Origin of the sequence: Amycolatopsis kentuckyensis, from assembly GCF_041679295.1 — a bacterium.
Lineage (GTDB): Bacteria > Actinomycetota > Actinomycetes > Mycobacteriales > Pseudonocardiaceae > Amycolatopsis > Amycolatopsis kentuckyensis_A.
Window position 1 is genome coordinate 133,581 of the sequence record NZ_JBGDMD010000008.1, and the last position, 21,598, is coordinate 155,178.

Annotated in this window: 19 protein-coding genes; 7 read left to right on the plus strand and 12 right to left on the minus strand. The window is 72.1% G+C overall.

Annotated elements, in window-relative coordinates:
* Complete coding sequence (locus ACERZO_RS32780; RefSeq protein ID WP_372669235.1) at positions 1-609, plus strand: TetR/AcrR family transcriptional regulator; 609 nt, start codon at positions 1-3, stop codon at positions 607-609.
* Here ACERZO_RS32780 and ACERZO_RS32785 read toward each other — a convergent pair.
* From ACERZO_RS32785 to ACERZO_RS32800, 4 genes are all read right to left on the minus strand, one after another.
* A complete protein-coding gene (locus tag ACERZO_RS32785) occupies positions 599-2,152 on the minus strand; it encodes a bifunctional 3-(3-hydroxy-phenyl)propionate/3-hydroxycinnamic acid hydroxylase (RefSeq protein WP_372669237.1) in 1,554 nt (517 codons plus the stop codon). The genes ACERZO_RS32780 and ACERZO_RS32785 overlap by 11 nt on opposite strands.
* On the minus strand, positions 2,149-3,168 hold the full coding sequence (locus tag ACERZO_RS32790) for a VOC family protein (protein WP_372669239.1): 1,020 nt from the start codon (positions 3,166-3,168) through the stop codon (positions 2,149-2,151). The genes ACERZO_RS32785 and ACERZO_RS32790 overlap by 4 nt, the downstream gene beginning before the upstream one ends.
* Entirely contained in the window at positions 3,165-4,055 is an 891-nt protein-coding gene (locus tag ACERZO_RS32795; protein WP_372669241.1) for an alpha/beta fold hydrolase, read from the minus strand. The genes ACERZO_RS32790 and ACERZO_RS32795 overlap by 4 nt, the downstream gene beginning before the upstream one ends.
* 158 nt (positions 4,056-4,213) lie before the next feature.
* Positions 4,214-7,162, minus strand: coding sequence for a trypsin-like serine protease (locus ACERZO_RS32800; protein ID WP_372669243.1), 2,949 nt, complete (start codon positions 7,160-7,162; stop codon positions 4,214-4,216).
* A 191-nt stretch (positions 7,163-7,353) separates the two neighbouring features.
* On the opposite strand from ACERZO_RS32800, the gene ACERZO_RS32805 reads away from it, so the two are divergent.
* From ACERZO_RS32805 to ACERZO_RS32815, 3 genes are all read left to right on the plus strand, one after another.
* Entirely contained in the window at positions 7,354-8,241 is an 888-nt protein-coding gene (locus ACERZO_RS32805) for an XRE family transcriptional regulator (protein ID WP_372669245.1), read from the plus strand.
* 139 nt (positions 8,242-8,380) lie between these two features.
* Positions 8,381-8,914 carry a CHAP domain-containing protein gene (locus ACERZO_RS32810; RefSeq protein ID WP_372669246.1) on the plus strand — a complete coding sequence of 178 codons (534 nt, stop codon included), beginning with the start codon at positions 8,381-8,383 and terminating at the stop codon, positions 8,912-8,914.
* A gap of 12 nt (positions 8,915-8,926) precedes the next feature.
* Complete coding sequence (locus ACERZO_RS32815) at positions 8,927-9,763, plus strand: poly(ethylene terephthalate) hydrolase family protein (RefSeq protein WP_372669248.1); 837 nt, start codon at positions 8,927-8,929, stop codon at positions 9,761-9,763.
* A gap of 65 nt (positions 9,764-9,828) precedes the next feature.
* Here ACERZO_RS32815 and ACERZO_RS32820 read toward each other — a convergent pair whose 3' ends face one another.
* Positions 9,829-10,518 carry a TIGR03943 family putative permease subunit gene (locus ACERZO_RS32820; RefSeq protein ID WP_372669250.1) on the minus strand — a complete coding sequence of 230 codons (690 nt, stop codon included), beginning with the start codon at positions 10,516-10,518 and terminating at the stop codon, positions 9,829-9,831.
* Positions 10,515-11,507, minus strand: coding sequence for a permease (locus ACERZO_RS32825; RefSeq protein WP_372669252.1), 993 nt, complete (start codon positions 11,505-11,507; stop codon positions 10,515-10,517). Before ACERZO_RS32825 ends, ACERZO_RS32820 begins: the two co-directional genes overlap by 4 nt.
* 312 nt (positions 11,508-11,819) lie before the next feature.
* On the opposite strand from ACERZO_RS32825, the gene ACERZO_RS32830 reads away from it, so the two are divergent.
* On the plus strand, positions 11,820-13,745 hold the full coding sequence (locus ACERZO_RS32830; RefSeq protein ID WP_372669254.1) for a putative Ig domain-containing protein: 1,926 nt from the start codon (positions 11,820-11,822) through the stop codon (positions 13,743-13,745).
* 45 nt (positions 13,746-13,790) lie between these two features.
* Here ACERZO_RS32830 and ACERZO_RS32835 read toward each other — a convergent pair whose 3' ends face one another.
* Positions 13,791-15,029 (minus strand): NAD-dependent epimerase/dehydratase family protein, encoded by a 1,239-nt coding sequence (locus ACERZO_RS32835; RefSeq protein WP_372669256.1) that lies wholly within the window; start codon positions 15,027-15,029, stop codon positions 13,791-13,793.
* The gene (locus ACERZO_RS32840) at positions 15,026-15,925 is read right to left on the minus strand and encodes a ScbA/BarX family gamma-butyrolactone biosynthesis protein (protein ID WP_372669258.1); all 900 of its coding nucleotides are present in this window, start codon (positions 15,923-15,925) and stop codon (positions 15,026-15,028) included. Before ACERZO_RS32840 ends, ACERZO_RS32835 begins: the two co-directional genes overlap by 4 nt.
* Before the next feature lie 275 nt (positions 15,926-16,200).
* Between ACERZO_RS32840 and ACERZO_RS32845 the strand changes: the two genes are divergently transcribed.
* Positions 16,201-16,830 carry a ScbR family autoregulator-binding transcription factor gene (locus tag ACERZO_RS32845; protein WP_372669260.1) on the plus strand — a complete coding sequence of 210 codons (630 nt, stop codon included), beginning with the start codon at positions 16,201-16,203 and terminating at the stop codon, positions 16,828-16,830.
* 360 nt (positions 16,831-17,190) lie between these two features.
* Here the strand turns inward: ACERZO_RS32845 and ACERZO_RS32850 are convergent, their stop codons facing one another.
* A complete protein-coding gene (locus ACERZO_RS32850) occupies positions 17,191-17,805 on the minus strand; it encodes a ScbR family autoregulator-binding transcription factor (RefSeq protein ID WP_372669262.1) in 615 nt (204 codons plus the stop codon).
* Between the two features lie 331 nt (positions 17,806-18,136).
* Between ACERZO_RS32850 and ACERZO_RS32855 the strand changes: the two genes are divergently transcribed.
* Entirely contained in the window at positions 18,137-18,853 is a 717-nt protein-coding gene (locus tag ACERZO_RS32855; RefSeq protein ID WP_372669263.1) for an AfsR/SARP family transcriptional regulator, read from the plus strand.
* 67 nt (positions 18,854-18,920) lie between these two features.
* On the opposite strand, the gene ACERZO_RS32860 is transcribed toward ACERZO_RS32855, so the two are convergent.
* From ACERZO_RS32860 to ACERZO_RS32870, 3 genes are all read right to left on the minus strand, one after another.
* Positions 18,921-19,499, minus strand: a complete 579-nt coding sequence (locus ACERZO_RS32860) for a hypothetical protein (protein WP_372669265.1) — start codon at positions 19,497-19,499, stop codon at positions 18,921-18,923.
* A gap of 238 nt (positions 19,500-19,737) precedes the next feature.
* The gene (locus ACERZO_RS32865; RefSeq protein WP_372669267.1) at positions 19,738-20,568 is read right to left on the minus strand and encodes an ABC transporter permease; all 831 of its coding nucleotides are present in this window, start codon (positions 20,566-20,568) and stop codon (positions 19,738-19,740) included.
* The gene (locus tag ACERZO_RS32870; RefSeq protein WP_372669269.1) at positions 20,565-21,491 is read right to left on the minus strand and encodes an ATP-binding cassette domain-containing protein; all 927 of its coding nucleotides are present in this window, start codon (positions 21,489-21,491) and stop codon (positions 20,565-20,567) included. Before ACERZO_RS32870 ends, ACERZO_RS32865 begins: the two co-directional genes overlap by 4 nt.
* Positions 21,492-21,598: the final 107 nt, after the last annotated feature.

Sequence of the window (21,598 nt, forward strand, 5' to 3'; positions counted from 1 at the left end):
ATGGCCCGTCAGCGCCGCGCCAACGGCGAGGAGTCGCGCCGCAAGATTCTCGACGCGGCCGTCGAAGTGGCGGGCGAACGCGGTTACGACGGCACCAGCATCGCCCTCGTCAGCGCGAAGTGCGGCCTGCCGGCCAGCTCGATCTACTGGCACTTCAAGGACAAGGACGAGCTGATCGCGTCGGTCATCGAGCGCAGCTTCGCCACCTGGCTCGAAGCGGTCCGGCTCACCGACCTGCCGGCCCCGGCCGCCGAACGCGTCAAGACGCTGGCCGTCTCGGTCGCCAAAGCGTTGCTGGCAGCACCCGACTTCCTCCGGCTCGGCCTGATGCTCGCGCTCGAACGGCGACCGCAGGATCCCAGCGCGCGCACCGTGTTCCTGCGGGTCCGCGCCACGACCCACGCTTACGTCGCCGACATCCTCCGCTCCACCAACGAAAAGCTGGACGACGCGGCGGTCGAGCTCCTGGCGACGTACGCGATCGCCGCCGCCGACGGCCTCTTCATCGCCCAGGAGATCGGCGGCGACAGCGTCGATCTCGTCCGGCTGTTCGAACTGCACGCCCGGGCCGTCCTGACCGCCGCCGACCAGCTGGGCGTCACCGGCTGACGAGCGCCGGCGGCGGGAGGTGCTCGCCGGCTCCGGCGGCCGCGTAGACGATCCCGTCGGGCCGGACCGCGATGGCGGTGACGCGGCGGCGGCTCATCCAGTCCCGCAAGCGGTTCTCGACGTCGACGAGCGCGCGGGCACCCGGATCGTGCCCGGCCGGCCGCAGCTCGAGCACGTCCGCGCCGGCGTCGCACCAGCGGCCGAGGTCGGCACGCGGACCGGTGTGGAGCACGGTCCAGGCGACGCTGCCGAGGGCGTCGTCGAGCCGGGCGCGCCGGCCTCGCTGGTCGAGGACCCACGGCTGGGGAATGTGCCGGCCCGTGGCCCGCCGTCCCGGACCGGGTACGAGGAACCCGTCGCGGCTGCCGGTGGGCGGCAGCCAGCGGGCGCTGCTGAGGTAGGTCCCGACGCCCGGCAGCCGGCACCCGAGCCGGAACGCCCGGTCCCGCACCGCCGTGACGGCCGGCCGGCGTTCGGTGATCACGCGACCGAAGAACACCGCCGCCCGCGTGACGGCGCGAACGTGCGGCATCCGCTCGGTTTCGTACGAGCCGAGCAGCCGCTCGACGGTCTCGGCGGGCGCCGCCGGGTCGCACGCCGCGGCGAGCTTCCAGCACAGGTTGTCGACGTCGCGCACGCCCGAGGCCATGCCCTCCCCGATCCACGGCGGCATGACGTGGGCGGCGTCGCCGGCCAGGAACACCCGGCCGGCCCGCCACCGGTCGGCGAACCGGACGTGGTGGTTGTAGACGACCGCGCGCAGGACCTCGACCTGCTCGGGCCCGATGCCCTGGGCGGCCAGCAGTTCCGCGACGCCGTCCGGGGAGACGAGCGCGGCCTCGTCGTCGCCGGGCAGCACGGGGAACTCCCAGCGGTGGTGGCCGAGCGGGGTCGGGCAGTCGACGGCGGGGCGGGCCGGGTCGCAGTGGAACCGCAGCCGGTCGGCCTCCGGCCACGGCTGCCTGACCCGCGTGTCGATGACGACCCAGCGGTCTTCGTAGGTACGGCCGGAAAAACCGATGCCCAGCTGGGTGCGGGTGGGGCTGGAACCGCCGTCGGCGGCGATGACGTAGGCCGCGCGGAACCGGCGGGGCGCGGCCGATCCGGTGGGCGTGACGGTGAGGTCGACGCCGCCGGCGTCCTGGGCCAGGTCCGTGCATTCGTGGCCCAGCAGCACTTCCACGTTCGGGTACCGCTCGACGCCCGCGCGCAGGGTGCGTTCGAGCGCGGGCTGGTGGATGAACTGCTGGGGCGGGTAGCCGTTGCCCTGCGTCTCGGGCGTGAACGACAGGAACGTGCGGCCGGCGGCGTCGACGAAGGTGAGCGGCCGGTCGGCGAGCATGTCGGCGGTGAGCGCGTCGGCCAGGCCGGCACGCTGCCAGATCCGGACGACCTCCTCGTCGGTGGAGATCGCCCGGGCGCGGGCGTACACGTCGGCGTCGCGCTCGACCACCAGCACGCGCAAACCCAGGCGCCCCAGCAGGTTCGCCGCGGTGACGCCCACGGGTCCGTACCCGACGACCGCGACGTCGTGGGTCGTCATCGCCGCACCCCCCGGGGAACCGAGGACAGCGCCGGCACGGTCTCTTCCCGCTCGCGCAGGGAGCGCACGGCCCCCTGGAACCGGCTCATCAGCGTGGCGACCCGCTCGCCGGTCGTGGTGTGCCCCCAGATCGAGATGGCGTCGTAGTGGCCGGGTTCCCACGTGGCCTCCCGCTCCGGCGTGATCACCACCGGGTTCCAGCCGACCTCCAGCTCGAACCCGGAGGGGGTGACGCAGTAGTAGGACAGTTCCCGGTCGTTGGTGTGCTGCCCGACCGACCAGGCCATCGCGAAGCCGAGCTCGGTCACCCGGTGGAAGCTGTCGAGCAGGTCCTCCAGGCGAGCGACCTCGATGTTGACGTGCTGCACCGCGGTCCGGACCGGGTCGAGCCGCAACCCCGCGACGTTCGCCAGGGCGATCGAGTGGTGGCGCGGCCCGCTGCGCAGGAAGCGGATGGCCAGTTTCGCCGGCCCGACCCGTTCGGTGATCCGGTCGGACAGGCGCAGGTCGAGCAGGTTGTTCCAGTAGGTGTGCAGCTGCTCGGGGCGGGTGGTGGTGATGGCGACGTGGCCCATCCCGGAGAGCCCGGTGACGAACGCGGTCGTGCGCATCCGCAGCGGCGCGGCGGTGGTCCGGGCGCGGGTGAAGACCTCGGTGGCGACGCCCTTCGGACCGGGGAACCGCCACAGCCGTTCGACTCCGCGCAACGCGGCCTCCTCCTCGGCGCCTTCGGTGACCGGCAGGCCGGCGGCGCGGACCCGGCCCAGGACGACTTCGAACGTCTCGTGGTCGTCGATCTCCCAGCCGATCGCGGTGACGTCCTCGCGCCGGCCGCGTTCGACGAGGAACCGGCACTCGCGGTCGTCGAGCCGCAGCCGCAGGGTGTCGCGGGTCGGCTCGTCGACGTGCAGGCCGACGGCGTCGGCACCGAACCGGTGCCAGTCGGTGAGCCGCCGCGACTCGACGACGAGGTAGCCGAGCCGGGCGGCGCCGAAGATGTCCGGCCGGGTGGTCATGCCCCGCCCTCCAGCCAGGCCAGGACGAGGGCGTTGAAGCGAGCGGCCTGCTCGTACTGGGCCCAGTGTCCGGTGCGGGCGAACAGGTGCAGGTCGCAGTCCGGCAGGGCGTGCGCCAGCCACGGGCCGCCGGAGGGGCGGTTGACCTTGTCCTCGGTGCCCCAGACCACCAGGGTCGGCACCGGGCAGCGCGCCAGCCGGGTCTTGCTGCGGGTGAAGTCCATCTTCAGCATCGTGCGAAGGCTGTTCGGACGGCGTAGCGGCGGGTTCGCGACGACCTCGGGCTGGATGCTTGCCTGGTAGCGGAGTTCCAGCAGGTCCGCGGGCACGTCGGAGGAGTCGTGCACGAGGTGGTCGTGCAGGATCGTCCGGAGCTTGTCCCGCGACGGTCCGTCGCCGGTGTAGTAGTTCAGCAGGGCGGCGAGGCCCTTGGTCGGCAGCGCCCGGGTGGCGCCGACGCCGCCGGGGCCCATCAGCACCTGGCGGGCGACGCGGTCCGGCCGGTCGAGGGCGAGCCGCAGCGCGGCCGCGCCACCGTAGGAGTTGCCGACCAGGTGCGCCCGCTCGATGCCGAGCGTGTCGAGCAGGCAGCGCACGAAGAGGGCGAGGTCGCCGAAGGGGTCCGACTGGTCGAGCTCCTTGGCCGACTGCCCGTAGCCGGGCAGGTCCGGCACGACGACCCGGTAGCCGGCGCCCGCGAACGTCTCGATGTTGCGGACGTAGTTCGACGCGCCGGTCGCCCCGGGGCCGCCGCCGTGCAGCAGCACCAGCGGGACGTCCCGGGTCACGCCCGTGGGCGGGACGGCTTCGGTCAGGAACGCGTCGCGAGCCCCGGCCCGGACTGTCATCTCGGTCCGGACGACCTCGCCGGACGCCAGCGTGTCCACCGCTGCGCCACCTTTCCGTAGCGATCACTACAATTGGAATGATTACTACAGTAAGGTCGTGCCGGGGCGGCCGTCAAGCGCCGCCGCGAGGACTCCCTTCAGCACGGGGAGGCGGTGCCACCCGTCCCCGGGGGTGGCACCGCCTGCTGAGGAGAGACTCAGCCGAACACGAACCAGAAGAACGCCGCCGTCGCCTTCTTGCCCGTCGAGTCCGTCACCGTCACCGAGACCTGCCTGCTGTCCGCGCGGGCCGGGGTCCCGGAGACCACGCCGGTCGCCGGGTCGAGGGTCAGGCCGGGTGCGAGCGCCGTCGACGACCACTTGTTCCCGCCGGCACCGCCCGTTGCCTGCAGCGGCAGGTTCACCGCCTGGCCGACCCGGCTGTTCTGCGTCCCCGGGTTGGTCAGCTTCAGGTCGGTGGGCTGCCCGCCGGTCACCGTCAGGCTGTAGTGCGTTGTCTGCGTCGACTTCGGGCTCTTGCCGGAAATCGTCACGTCGTACGTCCCGGCCGGGGTGCCGGCGCTCGTCGAAAGCGTGAGCGTCGCGTGGCCGCCGACGTCCACGCTCGCCGGGGCGAACGTCGCCGTCGCGCCCGGAGGCAGGCCCGTTGCGGTCAGTGCGATGGTGCCGGCCGGGGTGTCGCCGCCGGGCAGGTGCGGGGCGATGTCCGCCGCGTACGTGGACACCCGCGCGTAGACCGCGTACCAGTCGCACCCGGTCGACATCCACGAGAACACGCCCACGACCGAGTTGCCGACCAGGTACGGGCCACCGCTGTCGCCGACGCAGGCGCCGGCGTGGTGGTCGGCGTACCCCGTGCACAGCATCGCCGGCGTCTTGTACTGCTCCTGCCCGTGCGGGTCGGTGAACCGGCCCTTGCACGCGCTGTCCGCCGCGACCGGGACGTCGGCCTGGCGCAGCACGGTGCTGTAGGTGTTGGCGCCCGTCTCACCCCAGCCGATGGAGATGCCCCGCGTCCCGGCCGCTTCCAGGCTCGGGTCCGTGTTGAGCTTCGGGTAGGTCATCCCGGCGGGCACCGGCATGTCCTTGTCGAGGGTGACGACCGCGATGTCGGCCCCGGCGCTCCAGTCCGTATACGCCGGGTGGACCCACTGGGACGCGATTTCGGCGGTGGTGCCGGTGTTCTGCGTCAGGTCGTCGGCGCCGTAGACGAACCACTTGTGGCCCGGCTTCTCCAGCAGGCAGTGCGCCGCCAGCAGCACCGTGCGCGGCCCGAACAGCGTCGCCGTGCAGGACTGCTGCCCCGGGAACGCCGAACCCTCGCGCCGCATCGAGATGAGGAACGGGTGCGCGGCCGTCGTGGTCGGCGAACCACCGACCACACTGGGGGAAGCGCCGGCCGGAGCGGCGGCCGTGACCGTCGTGCTCACCGAACTGCCCGCGGCCACGCTTCCCGAGGACGGCGAGGCGGACAGCGTGAAGTCCTGCGCCGGGGGCGGGGTGTCGCCACCGCCGAGCAGCTTCGCGCCCAGCGCGTCGGCCTTCGGGGATCCCCAGCCGGTGCACAGGTCGTAGCCCGTGCCCGCGTTGTAGGTGCCGTTGCCGCCGGACGTGACGTCGTGGAACGTCGACGCGTAGTCGCCCGAACCGGCGATCCGGTAGATGTCCGGGTTCAGCTGCCCGAGCCGGGACTTCCCGCCCCCGAGCGACTTCTGGTTCAGCATCGCCACGTACCCCGCCCACAGCGGCGAAGACAGGCTGGTGCCGCCGACGTCGAGCCAGCCGCCGTTCAGGTACACCGACAACGCGCCGGCGCCGTAGTCGGCGACGAGCGAGACGTCCGGCACCGAGCGGTACTGGTTGGTGCCGGGCTGCCAGTCCGGCCGCGGGTAGATCTTCGAGTACGCGCCGCCGGACCGGGTGTTGCCGCTGCTTCCCTGGTTCCAGCACGTCTCCGACTGCCAGGTGCCCGCGCTGTCGGACGTGCGCAGCTGGGTGCCGCCGACGCCGGTGAACAGCGGGTCGCTGGCCGGGTAGTCGGCCTGGATCGTCGAGTTGTCACCGCGGTAGCCGCAGCCGGTGGCGCCCCAGTCGCCGGACGCCGAAAGCATCGTGACGCCCTGGGCGGCGAGCTGCGTGTAGGAGTCGTGCGACGCCGCGATCGGGTCGGCTTCGCAGACCTCGCCGTTGAGCCACGAGCCGGAGAGGATCGTGATCTTGTTGTCCGACGCGATCTTCGCCATTTCGTGCACCCACGCCTGGTCGCTGTTGGGCGCGGAGTAGACGATCTGCTTGGCCTTCGGCGCGGTGGCGGCCACGGCCTGGATGTCGAGGGTGACCTCCATCTGGTCGCTGCCGGGGTTCGGCACGCCGCCGTCGACCTTCACCAGCTCCGGGGTGACGGCCGGCTGCTTGAAGTACTGCGTCCAGGCGTCGATGTCCGACTGCTTGAAGGTGTCGAACTCGATCAGCCCGACCGTCTCCCCCGAGCCGTCGTACGACCCGGACAGCCCGCTCATGCTGTAGGCGGTGCGTAGCTGCGCCGGGGTGTAGCCGCCGGCCGGCCCGGCGGGACCCGCGGGGGCACCCGCCCGGTGCGCGGCCGGCCGGTTCGTCAGACCGGTGACGCCGCGGACGACCGACGCCAGGTCCGCCGGCACCGCGGTGCCCTTGGTGGCGGTGAAGAAACGCTCGCCGGTGGCCGAGCGGAAGCCGGAAAGGGCCGTGGCGAAGGCGTTCTCCACCTGGTCCGGGGTGCCGGACGCGGTGACGACCTGGCGGTTGCCCGTGACGTCGGCGATCCGGAGTCCCTTGCCCGTCAGGTAGTTCCGCACGAGGTCGACCGCCCCGGCGGTGGGGCCGAAGCGCTCGGTGTACTCCGCGGCGCTCAGGTAGTGGTGGTACAGCGGGGATCCCGGATCGGCCGTCGCGGCGACGTACCGCTCGGCTCCCGCCGCGTCCCGGGGCTTGAGCGCGACGGAGACCGTGAGGTTCCCGGGGATCGCCGAGCTGTCCGCGGTGGCTCCGGCCGGGACGGCGGGCGCCGTGCCCAACGGGACCAGCGGCGGCGGGGCGGCCGAGACCGGCGGCGGGGAGATCGCCGACGTCACGAGGAAGACGGCGGCGAGGAAGGCTGGTTTTCGCATGTGCTGCTCCGGTGGGATGAGGAGGAATACAGCACTCCGGACCGTAGGAACCGGGATCCGGGTTTTCCACGAAGAGTGGAAACCACGCCGGTGCCGGGGAACAACCGCTGCTCAGGGACCGGCGTCCACAGAATTGCGTGACAGGACTTTCGTCGGTTCCGCGACCGCCCGCCGCTGATCATGCTGGGGACGTGACCCGGCCGTCCCCGGGCTCGTTCGCGGTCACGCTGGACGCCGCGATCGACGAATCCGGGCTGTCCCTCGAACGGCTCCAGCACCACCTCGCCGCGCGCGGCGTGCGGCTCTCGCGGTCCGCGCTGTCCTACTGGCGGCGCGGCCGGTCGCAGCCCGAACGCGAGACGTCGATGATCGCCGTCACCCACCTGGAGGCGGTGCTCGGCCTCGAAGCCGGGACGTTGGCCTCGCAGCTCGGCCCCAAGGCTCCCCGCGGCCGCTGGCTCGGCGAGCCCGCCTGCCGGATCGAACGCCGCCGGCTGTGGCCGCAGCTGCGGGCCATGTCCGGCGAACTCAAGCCACCGCCGGACGGCCAGCTGTCGTTCTGGTCGATCCACGACCGCATGCTGCTCGACGAACACGGCTGCGAGCGCGCCCTGCAGGTGCGCATGGTCGCCGAAGCCGCCGTCGAGGGCGTGGACCGGCTGATGACGTACTACCAGGCCGATTCCTTCCTGACCGCCGATCCGTACTACCACCACGTCCGGTCGGCGCGGCTGAAGCGGGTCTGCGTGGACCGGGCGACCGGCATGCTCGCCGGTGAGCTGCGCCTCGCGCGCCCGCTCGCGCTGGGCGAGGTGACGGTGGTGGAGTACGAGATCCGGTTCCCGCCCGGGCCACCCATCGACCACTACCACCGGCGGTTCACCCGGCCCATCGCCGAATACGTCTGCCAGGTCGCGTTCGGCCCGCGGATGCCGCGCAGCATCCGTTCGTTCGAGCAGCGCGCCCCGGGTGGCCCCGAGCACGCCGGCCGCCCCCTGCCGGCCGGGGGCACGCACACCGCGACGCTGGCGTTGCGCGACGTCCGGCCCGGGATCTACGGCACCGGTTGGCAGTGGTGACGCCAATTCTGTGAACGGCGGCCGCTGAACAGGGCGTTCGACCGGCGATCGACGGGACGTCCACAAAGGTCTGGGCCCGGCGTGATCACGGACTTACGGTCACGGCGCAGTCACTCCCCGATCAGGAAGGCCGCCACCCATGCGCCGACCATCCCGTGCCCTCCTCACCCTCGCCGCCGTCGCCGCGTTCGCGATCGGCGGCACGTCCACCGCCACCGCCGCGCCCGGCCCCGACACGCGTCCGCTGTCCATGGCCGCCGAATACGGGACCGTCCCGGCCGCCGCCACCGCGGCCACCATCGGCGACAACTACCCCGCGAAGTGGCGCAACGTCCCGCAGGACTCCGTCGTCGACGACTGGAACATGTACAACCGCGAGTGCGTCTCGTGGGCGGCGTTCACCATCGCCCGCCACGGGCAGAGCGCGAACAACTACGGCGACGCGAAGTACTGGGACGACAACGCCCGCAACCACGGCTACCGCGTCGACACCACCCCGACGGCCGGCTCGATCGCCCAGACCGACAACGGCCGCTTCGGTCACGTCGCCGTCGTCGACAGCGTCCACGGGAGCACCGTCACCGTCGAGGACTACAACTGGGCCGGCGACGGCCACTACCTCGTCCACGACGTCAGCGCCTCGTCGTTCCGCTACATCCACTTCTACGACTGACCGGGAGCCGACATGCGTTCGCTGAGCCGCAGGCTCTTTCTCGCGACGACGGCGGTGGCGGTCACCGTCGCCTTGACCCCGCCGGCCGCCCTCGCCCTGCCCGCACCGTCGTCCACCGCCCGCGACTACGAGCAGGACGGGCCGCACCGGCCCGTCAAGGCGGCCGGCGACGCCGCCCACACGCTCTACTACCCCGCCGACATCGCAACCGGCACCGCGAAGCACCCGGTGCTGTTGTGGGGCAACGGCACCGGGGCCACCGTCGAGCAGTACGAGGTCCTGTTCACCCACCTCGCGAGCTGGGGTTACGTGGTCGCCGCGGCGAACACCGGCCAATCGGGCTCCGGCACGGAAATGCTCGACGGCGCGAGGTACCTGATCGCCGAGAACGCCCGCCAGGGCAGCGTTTTCCACGACCGCGTCGACACCGGCGCGATCGCGGCGGCGGGCCACTCGCAGGGCGGTGGCGGCGCCATCGCGGCGGGCGCCGACCCGCTGGTGAAGACGACGATCCCGATCATGCCCGGCCCCCAGGGGAACGTGAACTCCCTGCACGGACCGGCGTTCTTCGTATCCGGGCAGGCCGACATCATCGTCCCGGCACCGTACGTCCGCGCGCGGTTCCTCGCGTGCGACCAGGTTCCGGCCGTCTACGGCCAGTTGAGAGGAGCAACGCACTTCCTGCAGGGTGACACGCGCTACCGCCTCATCGGCGCGGTCACCGCCTGGCTCCAGTACCACCTGGCCGGCGACCAGGCCGCGAAGAACGTCTTCTACGGCACCAGTCCCGACCTGGCGCGGGACACCGGGGCGTGGTCGGACTTCGCCCGCAACACGCTCGCCTCCTGATCGCGGCTGACTCCCCAGGAGGAGGCCGTCAGCCGGCTCGTCGCCCAGGGGGTCGAAGGGAATGCCTAACCGAGGCTCTCGTACGGGTCGTCCGGAGCCGGCACGGGTTGGGCCCGGGCGACGTCGAGGTACGGGATGGTGCCGCCGTTCACCGGGTCCTTGGCCTGTGCCGGGCTGAAGGTGCCGGTGACCTCGAGCCACGAATCGGGTTGCAGCACCGGGGGCACCTCGCCGGTCAGGCCGACCTTGACCGGCTGCGCGTCCGCCGCGCAGCAGTTGAGGAGCATGCGGATCAGGTACGGCGTGCCGTCGTCGCCGAACGCCACGAAACCGGTGAGCGTGACCGTGCGCCCGGTCAGGGACCGGCCGTGGTCGTACACCGCGCGGTCCGCGTAGCCGATCACCGTCAACGGGACCGGGTTGCCGGCCGGGAGCGGGGCGACGATCCGCGGCGCGGTCACCGCCGTGCCCGTGCGCATCGCGCTGTAGGAGCCCAACGCCGGTGGCGCGGCGAGGATCAGCGCGAACACCGGCAGCACCAGCAGCCACGAGATCCGCGGCCCCGGCGGCCCGGCCGGGCGGCGCCGCGCGTACCGGACGGTGGCGACCGCCGCGACCACCAGCACCACCCCGGCCGCCAGCACCAGCGGGCGCAACCCGGCTTTGACGTACCGCAGGTACAGCCCGGTCGCGCCGGCGTGGAGCAGGACCCCGCCGACGAGGAGCAGCAGGATCGCCTGCACCGTGCGGTTCACCGCAGCACCGCCCCGGTCGCGACCGCGGTTCCGGCGGCCACGACGAACGTCACCGGCGCGAACCGCAGCGCGAACCCGCGGCCGAACGTGGCGGCCTGCATGCCGAACAGCTTCAGGTCGATCATCGGGCCGACGACCAGGAACGCCAGCCGGGCCGTGAGCGAGAACTGCGTCAACGAGGACGCGACGAACGCGTCGGCCTCCGAGCAGATCGACAGCAGCACCGCGAGGACGGACAACGCCAAGACCGCCACGACCGGATTGCCGGCCGCGGCGTACAGCCAGCTCGAAGGCACCACGGCCTTGAGGGTGGCGGCGGCCATCGCGCCGCCGACGAGGAACCCGCCCGCGTGCATGACGTCGTGCCGGACCGACCCCCAGAACGCCTCGCCGCGGCCTTCGCCGTCCCCGTGCGCGTGCGCCCGGGGCCGCAGCCAGTCCGGCCGGCCGAGCCGCTGCCACAGCCAGCCCATCACGCAGGACGCCGCGAGACTCGCCACGAACCGGGCGACGACCATCCGCGGCTGCCCGGGGAACGCGACCGCGGTCGCCGTCAGCACCACCGGGTTGATCGCCGGCGCCGACAGCAGGAACGCCACCGCGGCCGAGGGCGTCACGCCGCCGCGCACCAGCGCGCCGGCCACCGGCACCGACGCGCATTCGCAGCCGGGCAGGACCGCCCCGGCCAGCCCGGCGACCGGCACCGCCAGCGCGGGCCGGTTCGGCAGCACGCGGGCGAAGAACGCCGGCGGGACGAAGACGGCGAGCCCGGCCGACAGCAGCACGCCGACGACCAGGAAGGGCAGCGCCTGCACGACCACCGCCACGAACACCGTCAGCCAGCTCTGCAGCACCGGCGTGGCCAGCAGCTGCCGCACCGGCCCCTGCGCCACGAACCCGAGCAGCAGCACCAAGGTCAGGATCAGGACCGGGTCGGCGTTCCAGCCCGCCGGCCCGCGCCGGTCCCGGTCTTCGTCGATGGCAGTCACCACAGGCTCCCGTACTTCCGCTCCGTACCCCGTTCCTGACACGGACGGCGGCGCTTCCGGGTTCACCGCACGCGGCCCGACGAAAGTCGCGGGCGGTTCGCGACGAAAGTCGGACGCGCGCACTCGCCGATTCGTCCCGATCGGGCGGGAACGGGCCGCCGTGGCCGATTGGTCCGCGGGCCATTCGGCGGAACCGCGCCGGGGCAATTCATTGCGCCCCTTCGGAAATGGGTCAACGGCGCCCGGCGGACTGTATAAACAGGACACCCATGGGTCCCCACCGTCCGCACGACTTCCCTCCAGGAGGGCTCGATGCGCCGTCCACCCCGAAGAATCCTCGCCGTCGCCGGTTTCGCGGCACTGGCGCTGACCACTGCCGCACTCCCGGCCACCGCGGCGTCCGCCACGACCACCGTGCACCCGACGGCACGCGTGTGCGCGCAGACCGCGAAGCCCGGCATGGCAACGTGTTTCGCCGAACGCCAGACCGACACGATGCGCGCCGCGCTCGCCCCGGACGCCCTGCCGAGCGGGTTCGGGCCGACCGGGCTGCGGTCCGCGTACAACCTCACGGCGAGCGGGAGCGCGTCGGCCACTGTGGCCATTGTGGACTCCAACGACGACCCCAACGCCGAAGCCGACCTCGCCACCTACCGGTCGACCTACGGCCTGCCCGCCTGCACCACGGCGAACGGCTGCTTCAAGAAAGTCAACGAAAACGGGCAAAGCAGCCCGCTTCCGGCCGCCGACAGCGGCTGGGCCGGCGAGATCTCCCTCGACGTCGACATGGTCTCGGCGATCTGCCCCAACTGCCACATCCTGCTCGTCGAGGCGAACCAGCCGAGCATGGAGGACCTCGGCACCGCGGTGAACACCGCCGTCTCCCTGGGCGCCAAGTACGTCTCCAACAGCTACGGCGGCGGGGAAGACGGCAGCGAACCGAGCTACGACACCAGCTACTTCCACCACCCCGGCGTCGCGATCACCGCGAGCACCGGCGACAACGGCTACGGCATCAGCTACCCGGCGTCGTCGCAGTACGTCACCGCCGTCGGCGGCACGTCCCTGACCCAGGGCGGCGGCACCCGCGGCTGGACCGAAACCGCGTGGAGCGGCGCGGGGAGCGGTTGCTCGACCAGCGTGGCCAAGCCGGCGTTCCAGAACGTGACGACCGGGTGCGCCAAGCGCGCCGACGCCGACGTCTCCGCGGTCGCCGACCCGCAGACGGGTGTCGCGGTCTACCAGACCTACGGCGGCAGCGGCTGGGCCGTCTACGGCGGGACCAGCGCGTCCGCCCCGATCATCGCGTCGGTCTACGCGCTCGCCGGCACCCCCGGCGCGTCCGACACGCCCGCCGCCTACCCCTACTCGCACGCGGGCAACCTCAACGACGTCACCTCCGGCAGCAACGGCAGCTGCTCGACGGCCGTGCAGTGCAAGGCGGGCGCCGGCTGGGACGGCCCGACCGGGCTCGGCACGCCCAACGGGACCGCCGCCTTCACCGCCGGGACGTCCTCCGGCGGCGTCACCGCGGCGAACCCGGGTAACCAGAGCGGCGTCACCGGGACGGCGGCGAGCCTGCAGCTGTCGGCCTCCGGCGGCAGCGGCGGCTACACCTGGACCGCCACCGGGCTGCCCACCGGGCTGTCGATCAGCTCTTCGGGCCTGGTTTCCGGCACGCCGGCCACGGCCGGGACGTACTCGGTGACCGCCACCGCCAAGGACTCCTCCGGCGCCACCGGCAGCACGACGTTCACCTGGACCATCACGTCCCCGGGTGGCGGCTGTTCGGGCCAGAAGCTGGCCAACCCCGGCTTCGAAAGCGGCGCGACGGCGTGGACCGCGTCGAGCGGCGTGATCACCACGTCCGCCGACGGTGAGGCACCGCACTCCGGCACGTACCTCGCCTACCTCGACGGCTACGGCAGCACGCACACCGACACGGTTTCGCAGTCCGTGACGATCCCCAGCGGGTGCCACGCTTCGCTGAGCTTCTACCTGCACGTCGATTCGGCGGAGACCACGACCTCGACGCAGTACGACAAGCTGACGGTCAAGGCGGGGTCGACGACGCTGGCGACGTATTCCAACCTGAACAAGGCGACCGGCTACCAGCAGCGGACGGTCGACGTCTCGGCGTTCGCCGGGCAGACCGTGACGCTGGCGTTCACCGGCACCGAAGACTCGTCCCTGCAGACGTCCTTCTGCCTCGACGACACGGCGGTGACGCTGAGCTGAGTTCGCGAGCGGGGTAGACCATCCTCAATGGACGGTCTACCCCGCTCACCGGGCCGCCCCCAGCGACCCGCGGTACCACTCGGCCGCTTCGGCGAGGCGCGGGCCGAAGCCCGGTCCCGGGGAAACGCCCGTCAGTTCCCAGATCCTCGTGCTCTCGTACCAGTGGTCCCGCGTCAGCAGCGAGTACTGGTGGTCGGTCAGCGCCGGGAGCGCCGCGCGCGTGCGGGCCCGGTGCTCGGTCAGCGTGAGATCCGCGACCGGCACCGGCAGGTCGAGCAGCGCGCACACCGCCGTGATGAGGCCGCGCAGCCGGACCGGGTCGGGGTCGGCCACGTGGAAGACCTCGCCCGCCCCGCCGGTGCCGGGGTTGAGCGCCAGCACGGCGATCGCCGCCGCCAGGTCGGCGACCGCCACGAGCGACGTGCGGGCCGCGCCGCCCGCCGCCCACGCGGGGACCGCGCTGATCCACCGGGCCAGCGCGGGCACGACGTGCCGGTCACCGTCGCCGTGGATCAGGTGCGGCCGCAGGACGACCCCACCGGCGGCGAGGACCAGCCGTTCGCCGGCCAGCCTGCTGCGGCTGGTCGCCGACACCGGGCCCGTCACGAGGGCGGACCCGCCTGCCGGGTGGTCGTGACCGGTTCGCGAGGCCCGGCCGATCTGCGGCACCGGACCGGAGTCACCCCCCAGCTCGCCATGACCGGCCGGTGAACCGAGCTGGGCTGCCGGAGCGGTTCCCGGCCCGCCACTCGCACCCGGATCCATCCCCGGAGTGGATCCGAACCCACCGCGACCGGCCGGCGAGCCCGGACCGGACTCGCCCCCTCGCCGGCCGCGACCGGCCGATGCCGCCGGGTCCGTCCCCGGACCGGACCCGGCCCCCGGCCCCCCGGGTACCGGCGATCCCCGGTGCACGCCGTCCCGGTACACCGCGCACGTGCTCAGGTACAGCACGTCCGCCGTGCCCGCGCGGCGGGCTTCCGCCAGGAGCTTCGCCGTGCCGTCTTCGTTGACGGCCGTGCACAGCGCCGCGTCGCCCCCCACCTGCGAGGCGAGGTGCACCAGCGTCGTGATGCCGGTGCACAGCCCCACCAGACCGGCCGCGTCGGTGACGTCGCCGCGCCAGGTCGTCACCCCCGCGTCGGTCATCCACCCCGGCACGGGGCGGCGGGCGAGGACGCGGACCCGCGCGCCCTCACCCCGGGCGACCAGCTCGCGCAGCACCGCCGTGCCGACGAAGCCGGTCGCGCCGGTGACCAGGAGGTCCGGCTCACCGGTTCTCACGACAAGTGCAGTGCCAGCGTGCCGCCCGCGGCCGAGGCGCCCTTCTGGCGGACGTCGACCCGCACGGTCCGGGTGCGGCCCGGGCCGGCGGGGTCGGCGTCGACCACCAGCAGGCACTCCGAGTCGAACTCGACGTACGAGTCGAACCGGAAGTCCGCCCGTCCGGGCAGCGCGTACGGGTCGCCGATCGCCAGCAGCGCGGCCTGGCGGGCCCCTTCGATCAGCACCATGCCCGGCACGTGGTCGACCGGGTGGTCGAACAGCACCGCGTGGTCCGGGTCGAAGCGCAGCGCCCACGTGCCGTCCGTCGGCGTCGCCGCCACCAGGACGTCCTCCACGCGGTCGCGGCCGACCGAGGCCGGGGCGACCGCGGGCAGGACCGCGGCCTGGAACGGCGTCGCCGCGAAGTGGTCGCCCCGCACCCGGCGGTAGACCGCCGAGGACACACAGCGCCAGCGCTCGGACGCCGTGCCGATCAGGCGCCCGTCGCGGAAGCACTCGAAGTCCAGCCGCATGCCCCCGACGTTCTTGCCCCTGAACTCGACTTCGTGCGCGGTGACCCGCAGGACCACGTCGACCGGCCGCCCCAGCGTGGCCAGCCCCGTCTGCTCGACCTCGTACTCCTTGTGGTCGGACAGGAAGCCGTGGCTGAGCGGCACGCCGTACGCCCGGTGCGCGATCAGCAGCACCGCCTGGCGGATCGTCTCCGCGTAGAGCATCGGATCGTGGAACACGGGCGTCCGCGGCCCGAAGAAGCTGTGCCGGCGCGGCCACTGCGCGCCGACTTCGAACCGGCCCTCGCCGAGGATGTGCAGGTCGGTGACGAAGACTTCCGAGACGGCCGCGCGGTGCACGAGGCTCCGCGGGATAGTCTGCTGGAAGTCGACCGAGCTCACCGACGGGATCGTGTCGATCTTGGTTTCCGGTATTTCGCGCACAGACTCCTGAAGCATCATGCCGACCATGACGGTCCTCCTAGAATGTCCATCCCCAGTACCCCAGTGCCCCCCACATCAGTTTTAGCGGAATCGGACACGCAAAACCATACCAACCGAGCGGTTTTTTTTAGTGGCTTTCCCGGCCGCCGGGACGTAGACTGACCCTCTGACGCGGAAGGTACCGCCGAATGGTCTACTGTGGACTGAGCGGCCAGAGCGAGAGGGGCTGACACGTGGCTCGCCAAGAGCGTGCGGAGCAGACACGGAACGCGATCCTCGAGGCGGCCGCCTCGCGGTTCGACGCCGTCGGCTTCCTCGGCGCGAGCCTCTCGGACATCCTGACCGAGGCGGGTGTCACGAAGGGTGCGCTGTACTTCCACTTCAAGTCGAAGGAAGACCTGGCCGACGCGCTGATCGACGAGCAGTTCACGGTCTGGGACCCGCTCGCGGAGATCGAGAACCCCGGACTGCAGACGGTCATCGACCTGACCCAGGGGATGGCGGCCAGCCTGCAGTCCGACGTGCGCGTCCGGGCGAGCATCCGGCTGGTCATCGAGCAGGGTTCGTTCATCGCCCCGGCGGGCAACGCGTACAAGCGCTGGATCGACACGATCCACGGCTGCCTGCTGGCGGCGAAGGCCGCGGGCGACCTGCGCAAGGAGATCAACGCGTACGACCTCGCGATGTTCGTCCAGGCGTCGTTCACCGGGATCCAGCTCAGCTCCCAGGTCCTGACCGGCCGCAACGACCTGCTCGAGCGGGTGACGTTCATGTGGACCACGGTCCTGACCTCGGTGGTCCCGCCCCGGCGGTTGCACCGGTTCGTCCCGGAGGGGACGGCCCACGTGACGGCGGCGGTCTGAGGGTTTTCGGGGAACGGGCGGCCGGGCAGGTGCCGGTCGCCCTTTTTCACGCGCGCCCCAAGGCCACATCGGTTGCGTGAGACGCACCCAAGGCGGCCTTCGGTGCGTGAGACGCAACCAAGGCCGCCTTGGGGCGCTTCACCGGACCGCCGGCGCGGAGGACTCACGGTTCGCCGGGCGGCCGGGTGCCGGACCGGCTCGGCGGCGTCCTGAATGAGTCATTCAGGGCTTGGGAGGTCCGGAATGACTCATTCAAGACCTTGGCGAAGCCGGGATCCCCACCGGGCCGGCCGGCAGCATGAGGCGGCCGACCAGGCCAACCAGGCCGAGAAGCGCGGGTCGACCAGCCGAACCGAACCCTCAGGTCCGCGCCGTGCGGGCCGCGGCCGGGTGGCGGGACAGCTCCAGCAACCGCCACAACTTGCCCAGCGTCGCCGCCAGATCGCTGTCCGGGACCACGATCCGGCTCGACACCACCGACTCCAGGCCCACGCACGTCACCACCACCAGCAGCTCCGCGGTCTCGATCGGCACGTCCGCGCCCAGCTCGCCGCCGGCCAGCGCTTCCGCCACGTACTCGTGGACCTGCGCGAGCCACGCCCGGGAAAACACCACGAACCGCTCGTCCACCGAGCCCATCTCGCGCGCCATGCGGAAGCTCGCGCCCACCTTGGGATCCTTGTCGAGCCAGCGCATCAACGCGCGGCTCAGGTCCGCCAGCCGCGGCAGGGCCGAGCGCGGCCCCGCCGGCTGGCGGCCCACGTGCTCGCGCAGCACCGCCGTCGCCGCGGCCTGGACCTCGTCGCAGATCTCGTCCTTGGACGAGAAGTGGAAGTACAGGCCGCCCTTGGTGACCCCCGCGGCCTGGGCGATGCCCACCATGCTGGTGGCCGCGTACCCGTCCCGGTGCAGCAGCTCGGCCGCGGCTTCCAGCAACAGGCGCCGCGTGTGTTCCGAGCGTGCCTGCTTGGTCACCGTCGGTCCCCTCGTCCCGGCGCAGGGGTCTGCGCGTCTCGATCATGATTACATACCAACCGCCCGGTTTACAACTAGGGGAACCCCAGAAACCTGCCCCTGACAAGGACATTGCCGACCGCTCACAGAACAAACCGACCGACCTCCCGGTTTTGTCTTGAAAACCGGGAGGTCGGTTTAGTACGCTGCCGGAGTGGGACCGGGCAGTTGGGCGCTGGAGGACAACACTGGGGGCGCCGGGCCGGGCAGATCCGATCGACGCGGACACCGGAGGGCACAGGAAATGGACTACGGGATACTGGGGCAGATCAGAGTAGGCGGACGTCCCGGCGTGAGCGCCCCGCGGGCACGCAAGATCGAGACGCTGCTCGCCGTACTGCTGGTCAAGCGCAACCAGGTGGCGACCACCGAGCACCTCATCGGCGAGCTCTGGGGAGAGCGCCCGCCGGCCCGCGCGAGCGCCGCGCTGTACGTCTACGTCTCGCAGCTGCGGAAGCTGCTGCGCGGCACGGGCGACGACGCCGACGACAGCCCCGTCGTCACCAGCCCGCGCGGCTATTCACTGGTCGTCACGGACGGCGAGCTCGACGCCGACCGCTTCACCCGCCTCTACGAGCGGGGGCGGACCCTCTACTGGGACCGCAACTACAAGGAGGCCGCGAAGATCCTTCGCGAAGCCGCGAACCTGTGGCGCGGTGAGGCGTTCGGCGGCTTCACCGACTCCCCCGACGTCCAGGCCTACGCCACCCTGCTGGAGGAAAGCCGGCTGGAGTGCCTGGAACTGCTGATGGAAACCGAGCTGCTGATCGGACGCCACCGCGAGGTGGTCGGTCAGCTGTCCGCGCTGGCGAAGGAACACACGCTGCGCGAGACGTTCTACGAGTACCTGATGACCGCCCTGCTGCGCTCGAACCGCCGTGCCGAGGCCCTCGAGACCTTCGCCTCCGCCCGGCAGCACCTCGTCCAGCAACTGGGCATCGAGCCCGGCAGTTCGCTGCGGAAGCTGCACCACAGCATCCTCGTCGGCGAGATGTCGGACGCGGTCTGACCCGGCCCGCGTCCGGCTCCCAGCGGCCCGGTCCTCCGCCACCAGCGGGGACCGGGCCTCTTTTTCTTCAGCTGCGGTAGACGGACACGACCGGCGAGCCGCACGTGGCGGCCTCGCCGTACCAGCCACCCCAGCGACTGTCGAGCGCCAGCTCGGCCAGTTCCGCCATGAGGTCAAGCTCCGACGGCCACACGTAGCGCAGCGGCACCCGCGCGTCGGCCAGGAACAGCGTCTGGCGCGCGCAGTCGTGCCCGGTCACCAGCGGGTGCGAAGCCCAGCGGGCCGGGTCCGGGTGGTGGCCCTGCACGACGAGCGCGCCGCCGGGCCGCAGCAGCCCGGCCAGCTTGCGGACCGCGCGCACCTGCTCCCGCTGCACGAGCAGCCGGGAAAGCACGTCCGAACCGGCGTACACGACGTCGAAACGCTGCACGGGCAGGCTGTCGAAGCCCGCTTCCGCGACGGCGTACCCCAGTTCCCCGAGCTCGTCCGCCACCGGGCCCGCGCCCAGGACGAGCACCCGCGGCCGGCCGGCGACGCGGTCGGCGACTTCGGCGAGGAACGCCGCCGCGCCGGCCGGGTCGGCCGCCAGCGGGGCGGCCCACGCGTCGAGGGTCACGGCCGGGTTCTCGGCGATGCGGGTCGGCATCGGGGCCACCTCACTTCACGGACTGGTCGGACGTTCTCTACGCAGAGTGCCCGACCGATCTAAAGTCGACCTTGCGCGCACGCGCTGAGTCGATGTTCGTGATCCGGCCACAGCCACGGCCGAACAGCCCTCGCAGGAATGGTTACGCGCCGCCCGGGGGGGGGCGGCCTGCTTTTGGCCGGATCACGAAGGCGGCCCGTGCGCAGGGCACGGGCCGCCTTCGGTACCGCGGGAGGAATCAGCCGCGGGAACGCTGGTGGAACTTCCGGATCGCGAGGTACGCGGCACCGGCGGTGATGACGCCCCACCAGGCCAGCGCCAGCCAGCCGGTCGAGCCCAGGTCCGTGCCGTTCAGCAGGCCGCGGACGGCGTCGATCAGCACCGTCACCGGCTGGTTGTCGACGACGGCCCGCAGCACCGACGGCATCGACGCCGTGGGCACCAGCGCGCTGGTGGCGTAGGGGACGAACACGAGGATCATGCCCAGGCCGCCCGCGCCCTCGACGGTCTTGGCGATCGACCCCAGCAGCGTGGCGAGCCAGAAGATGCCGGAGGCGAACAGCACCAGCAGGCCGATCGCGCCGAGCCAGCCGAGCACGCCGCCCGCCGGGCGGAAGCCGATGGCCAGGCCGACCGCGACCATCACCACGAACGAAAGCATGCTGCGCAGCACACCGGAGACCACGTGGCCGACCAGCACGGCCGCGCCGGCCATCGGCATCGAGCGGAACCGCTCGACCAGGCCCTGCGTGAGGTCCGCGGCCACGCCGACCACCGTGGTCGTCGAGTTGAACGCGATGCTGATGGCCAGCAGGCCCGGCACCAGGTAGTCGATGTAGGCCAGGCCGCCGGACATGCTGATGGCGCCACCGAACATGAAGCGGAACAGCAGCAGGAGCACGATCGGCAGCGAGACCGCCTGGAACAGCATCTCCGTGTTGCGGAGGATGTGCTTGAGGTTGCGGCCGATCAGGACGCGGCAGTCGGACAGCGCCAGCGCGAACGCCGAGCGGCTCGGGGTCTCGGGGAGCTGCGTCCCTTCGACCTCCCTGGACAGGGTCTGGGTCATCGCTTCTCTCCCGCGGTTCCGGTAAGGGTGTGGAAAACGTCGTCCAGGGTCGGCTCGGAGAGCTCCAGCCCGGTGGTCTCGAGGCCCGCGTCGGCGACCTGGTTGAGCACCCGCCGGACCTGGGCGGGCTGGTCGATCGCGACGCTGACCGTGTCGTCGGTGAGCACGCCGCCGGTGACGCCGTGCGCGCGGACCGCCTCGGCGGCGGTGGCGAAGGTGAGCTTCAGCCGCTCGGTCCCCACCTTGCGCTTGAGCTCGGCCGCCGTGCCCTCGGCGACCACGCGGCCCTTGTCGATGACCGCGATCCGGTCGGCGAGCTGGTCGGCCTCCTCGAGGTACTGCGTGGTGAGCAGGATCGTGGTGCCGCCGTCGAGCAGCTCGCGGATCGCGTCCCACATCGCCGAGCGGCTGCGCGGGTCGAGACCGGTGGTCGGCTCGTCGAGGAACAGCACCGGCGGCGAGGTGATCAGGCTGATCGCCAGGTCGAGCCGGCGGCGCATGCCGCCGGAGTAGGTCTTGACCGGGCGGTCGCCGGCGTCGGTCAGGTCGAACTGCGCGAGCAGCTCGGTGGCCCGGGTCTTCGCCGCCGGGGTGGCCAGGTGGAACAGCCGGGCCATCATCTCCAGGTTCTCGCGGCCGGTGAGCAGCTCGTCGACCGCGGTGTTCTGGCCGGTGAGGCCGATCTGCTCGCGCACCTTGCGCTTGGGCCCGGTGAGGTCGTGGCCGTTGATCGTCACGGTGCCGCCGTCGGCGTCCAGGAGGGTGCTGAGGATCCGCACCGTCGTGGTCTTCCCCGCGCCGTTCGGGCCGAGCAGCGCGAACATCGTGCCGCGCTGCACGCTCAGGTCGACGCTTTCCAGGACGTCCACGTCGCCATAGGACTTGCGCAGCCCCCGTGCTTCGATTGCGTAGCCGGTGACCATGGGTTACCTCTCCTCGTTCGGGTCAAGATCGTGGTGAAGCACGGGAAACTCTCCCCACCAGTGGGCCACAGCCGCGTCAGCGGCGGCAATAATGGCCGGGGCGGGCC

Bases quoted from the DNA above. Each gene is read 5' to 3' on its own strand.
- ACERZO_RS32780 (WP_372669235.1), top strand. From the start codon at position 1: ATGGCCCGTCAGCGCCGCGCCAACGGCGAGGAGTCGCGCCGCAAGATT.
- ACERZO_RS32785 (WP_372669237.1), bottom strand. From the start codon at position 2,152: ATGACGACCCACGACGTCGCGGTCGTCGGGTACGGACCCGTGGGCGTC.
- ACERZO_RS32790 (WP_372669239.1), bottom strand. From the start codon at position 3,168: ATGACCACCCGGCCGGACATCTTCGGCGCCGCCCGGCTCGGCTACCTC.
- ACERZO_RS32800 (WP_372669243.1), bottom strand. From the start codon at position 7,162: ATGCGAAAACCAGCCTTCCTCGCCGCCGTCTTCCTCGTGACGTCGGCG.
- ACERZO_RS32810 (WP_372669246.1), top strand. From the start codon at position 8,381: ATGCGCCGACCATCCCGTGCCCTCCTCACCCTCGCCGCCGTCGCCGCG.
- ACERZO_RS32815 (WP_372669248.1), top strand. From the start codon at position 8,927: ATGCGTTCGCTGAGCCGCAGGCTCTTTCTCGCGACGACGGCGGTGGCG.
- ACERZO_RS32830 (WP_372669254.1), top strand. From the start codon at position 11,820: ATGCGCCGTCCACCCCGAAGAATCCTCGCCGTCGCCGGTTTCGCGGCA.
- ACERZO_RS32860 (WP_372669265.1), bottom strand. From the start codon at position 19,499: ATGCCGACCCGCATCGCCGAGAACCCGGCCGTGACCCTCGACGCGTGG.
- ACERZO_RS32865 (WP_372669267.1), bottom strand. From the start codon at position 20,568: ATGACCCAGACCCTGTCCAGGGAGGTCGAAGGGACGCAGCTCCCCGAG.
- ACERZO_RS32870 (WP_372669269.1), bottom strand. From the start codon at position 21,491: ATGGTCACCGGCTACGCAATCGAAGCACGGGGGCTGCGCAAGTCCTAT.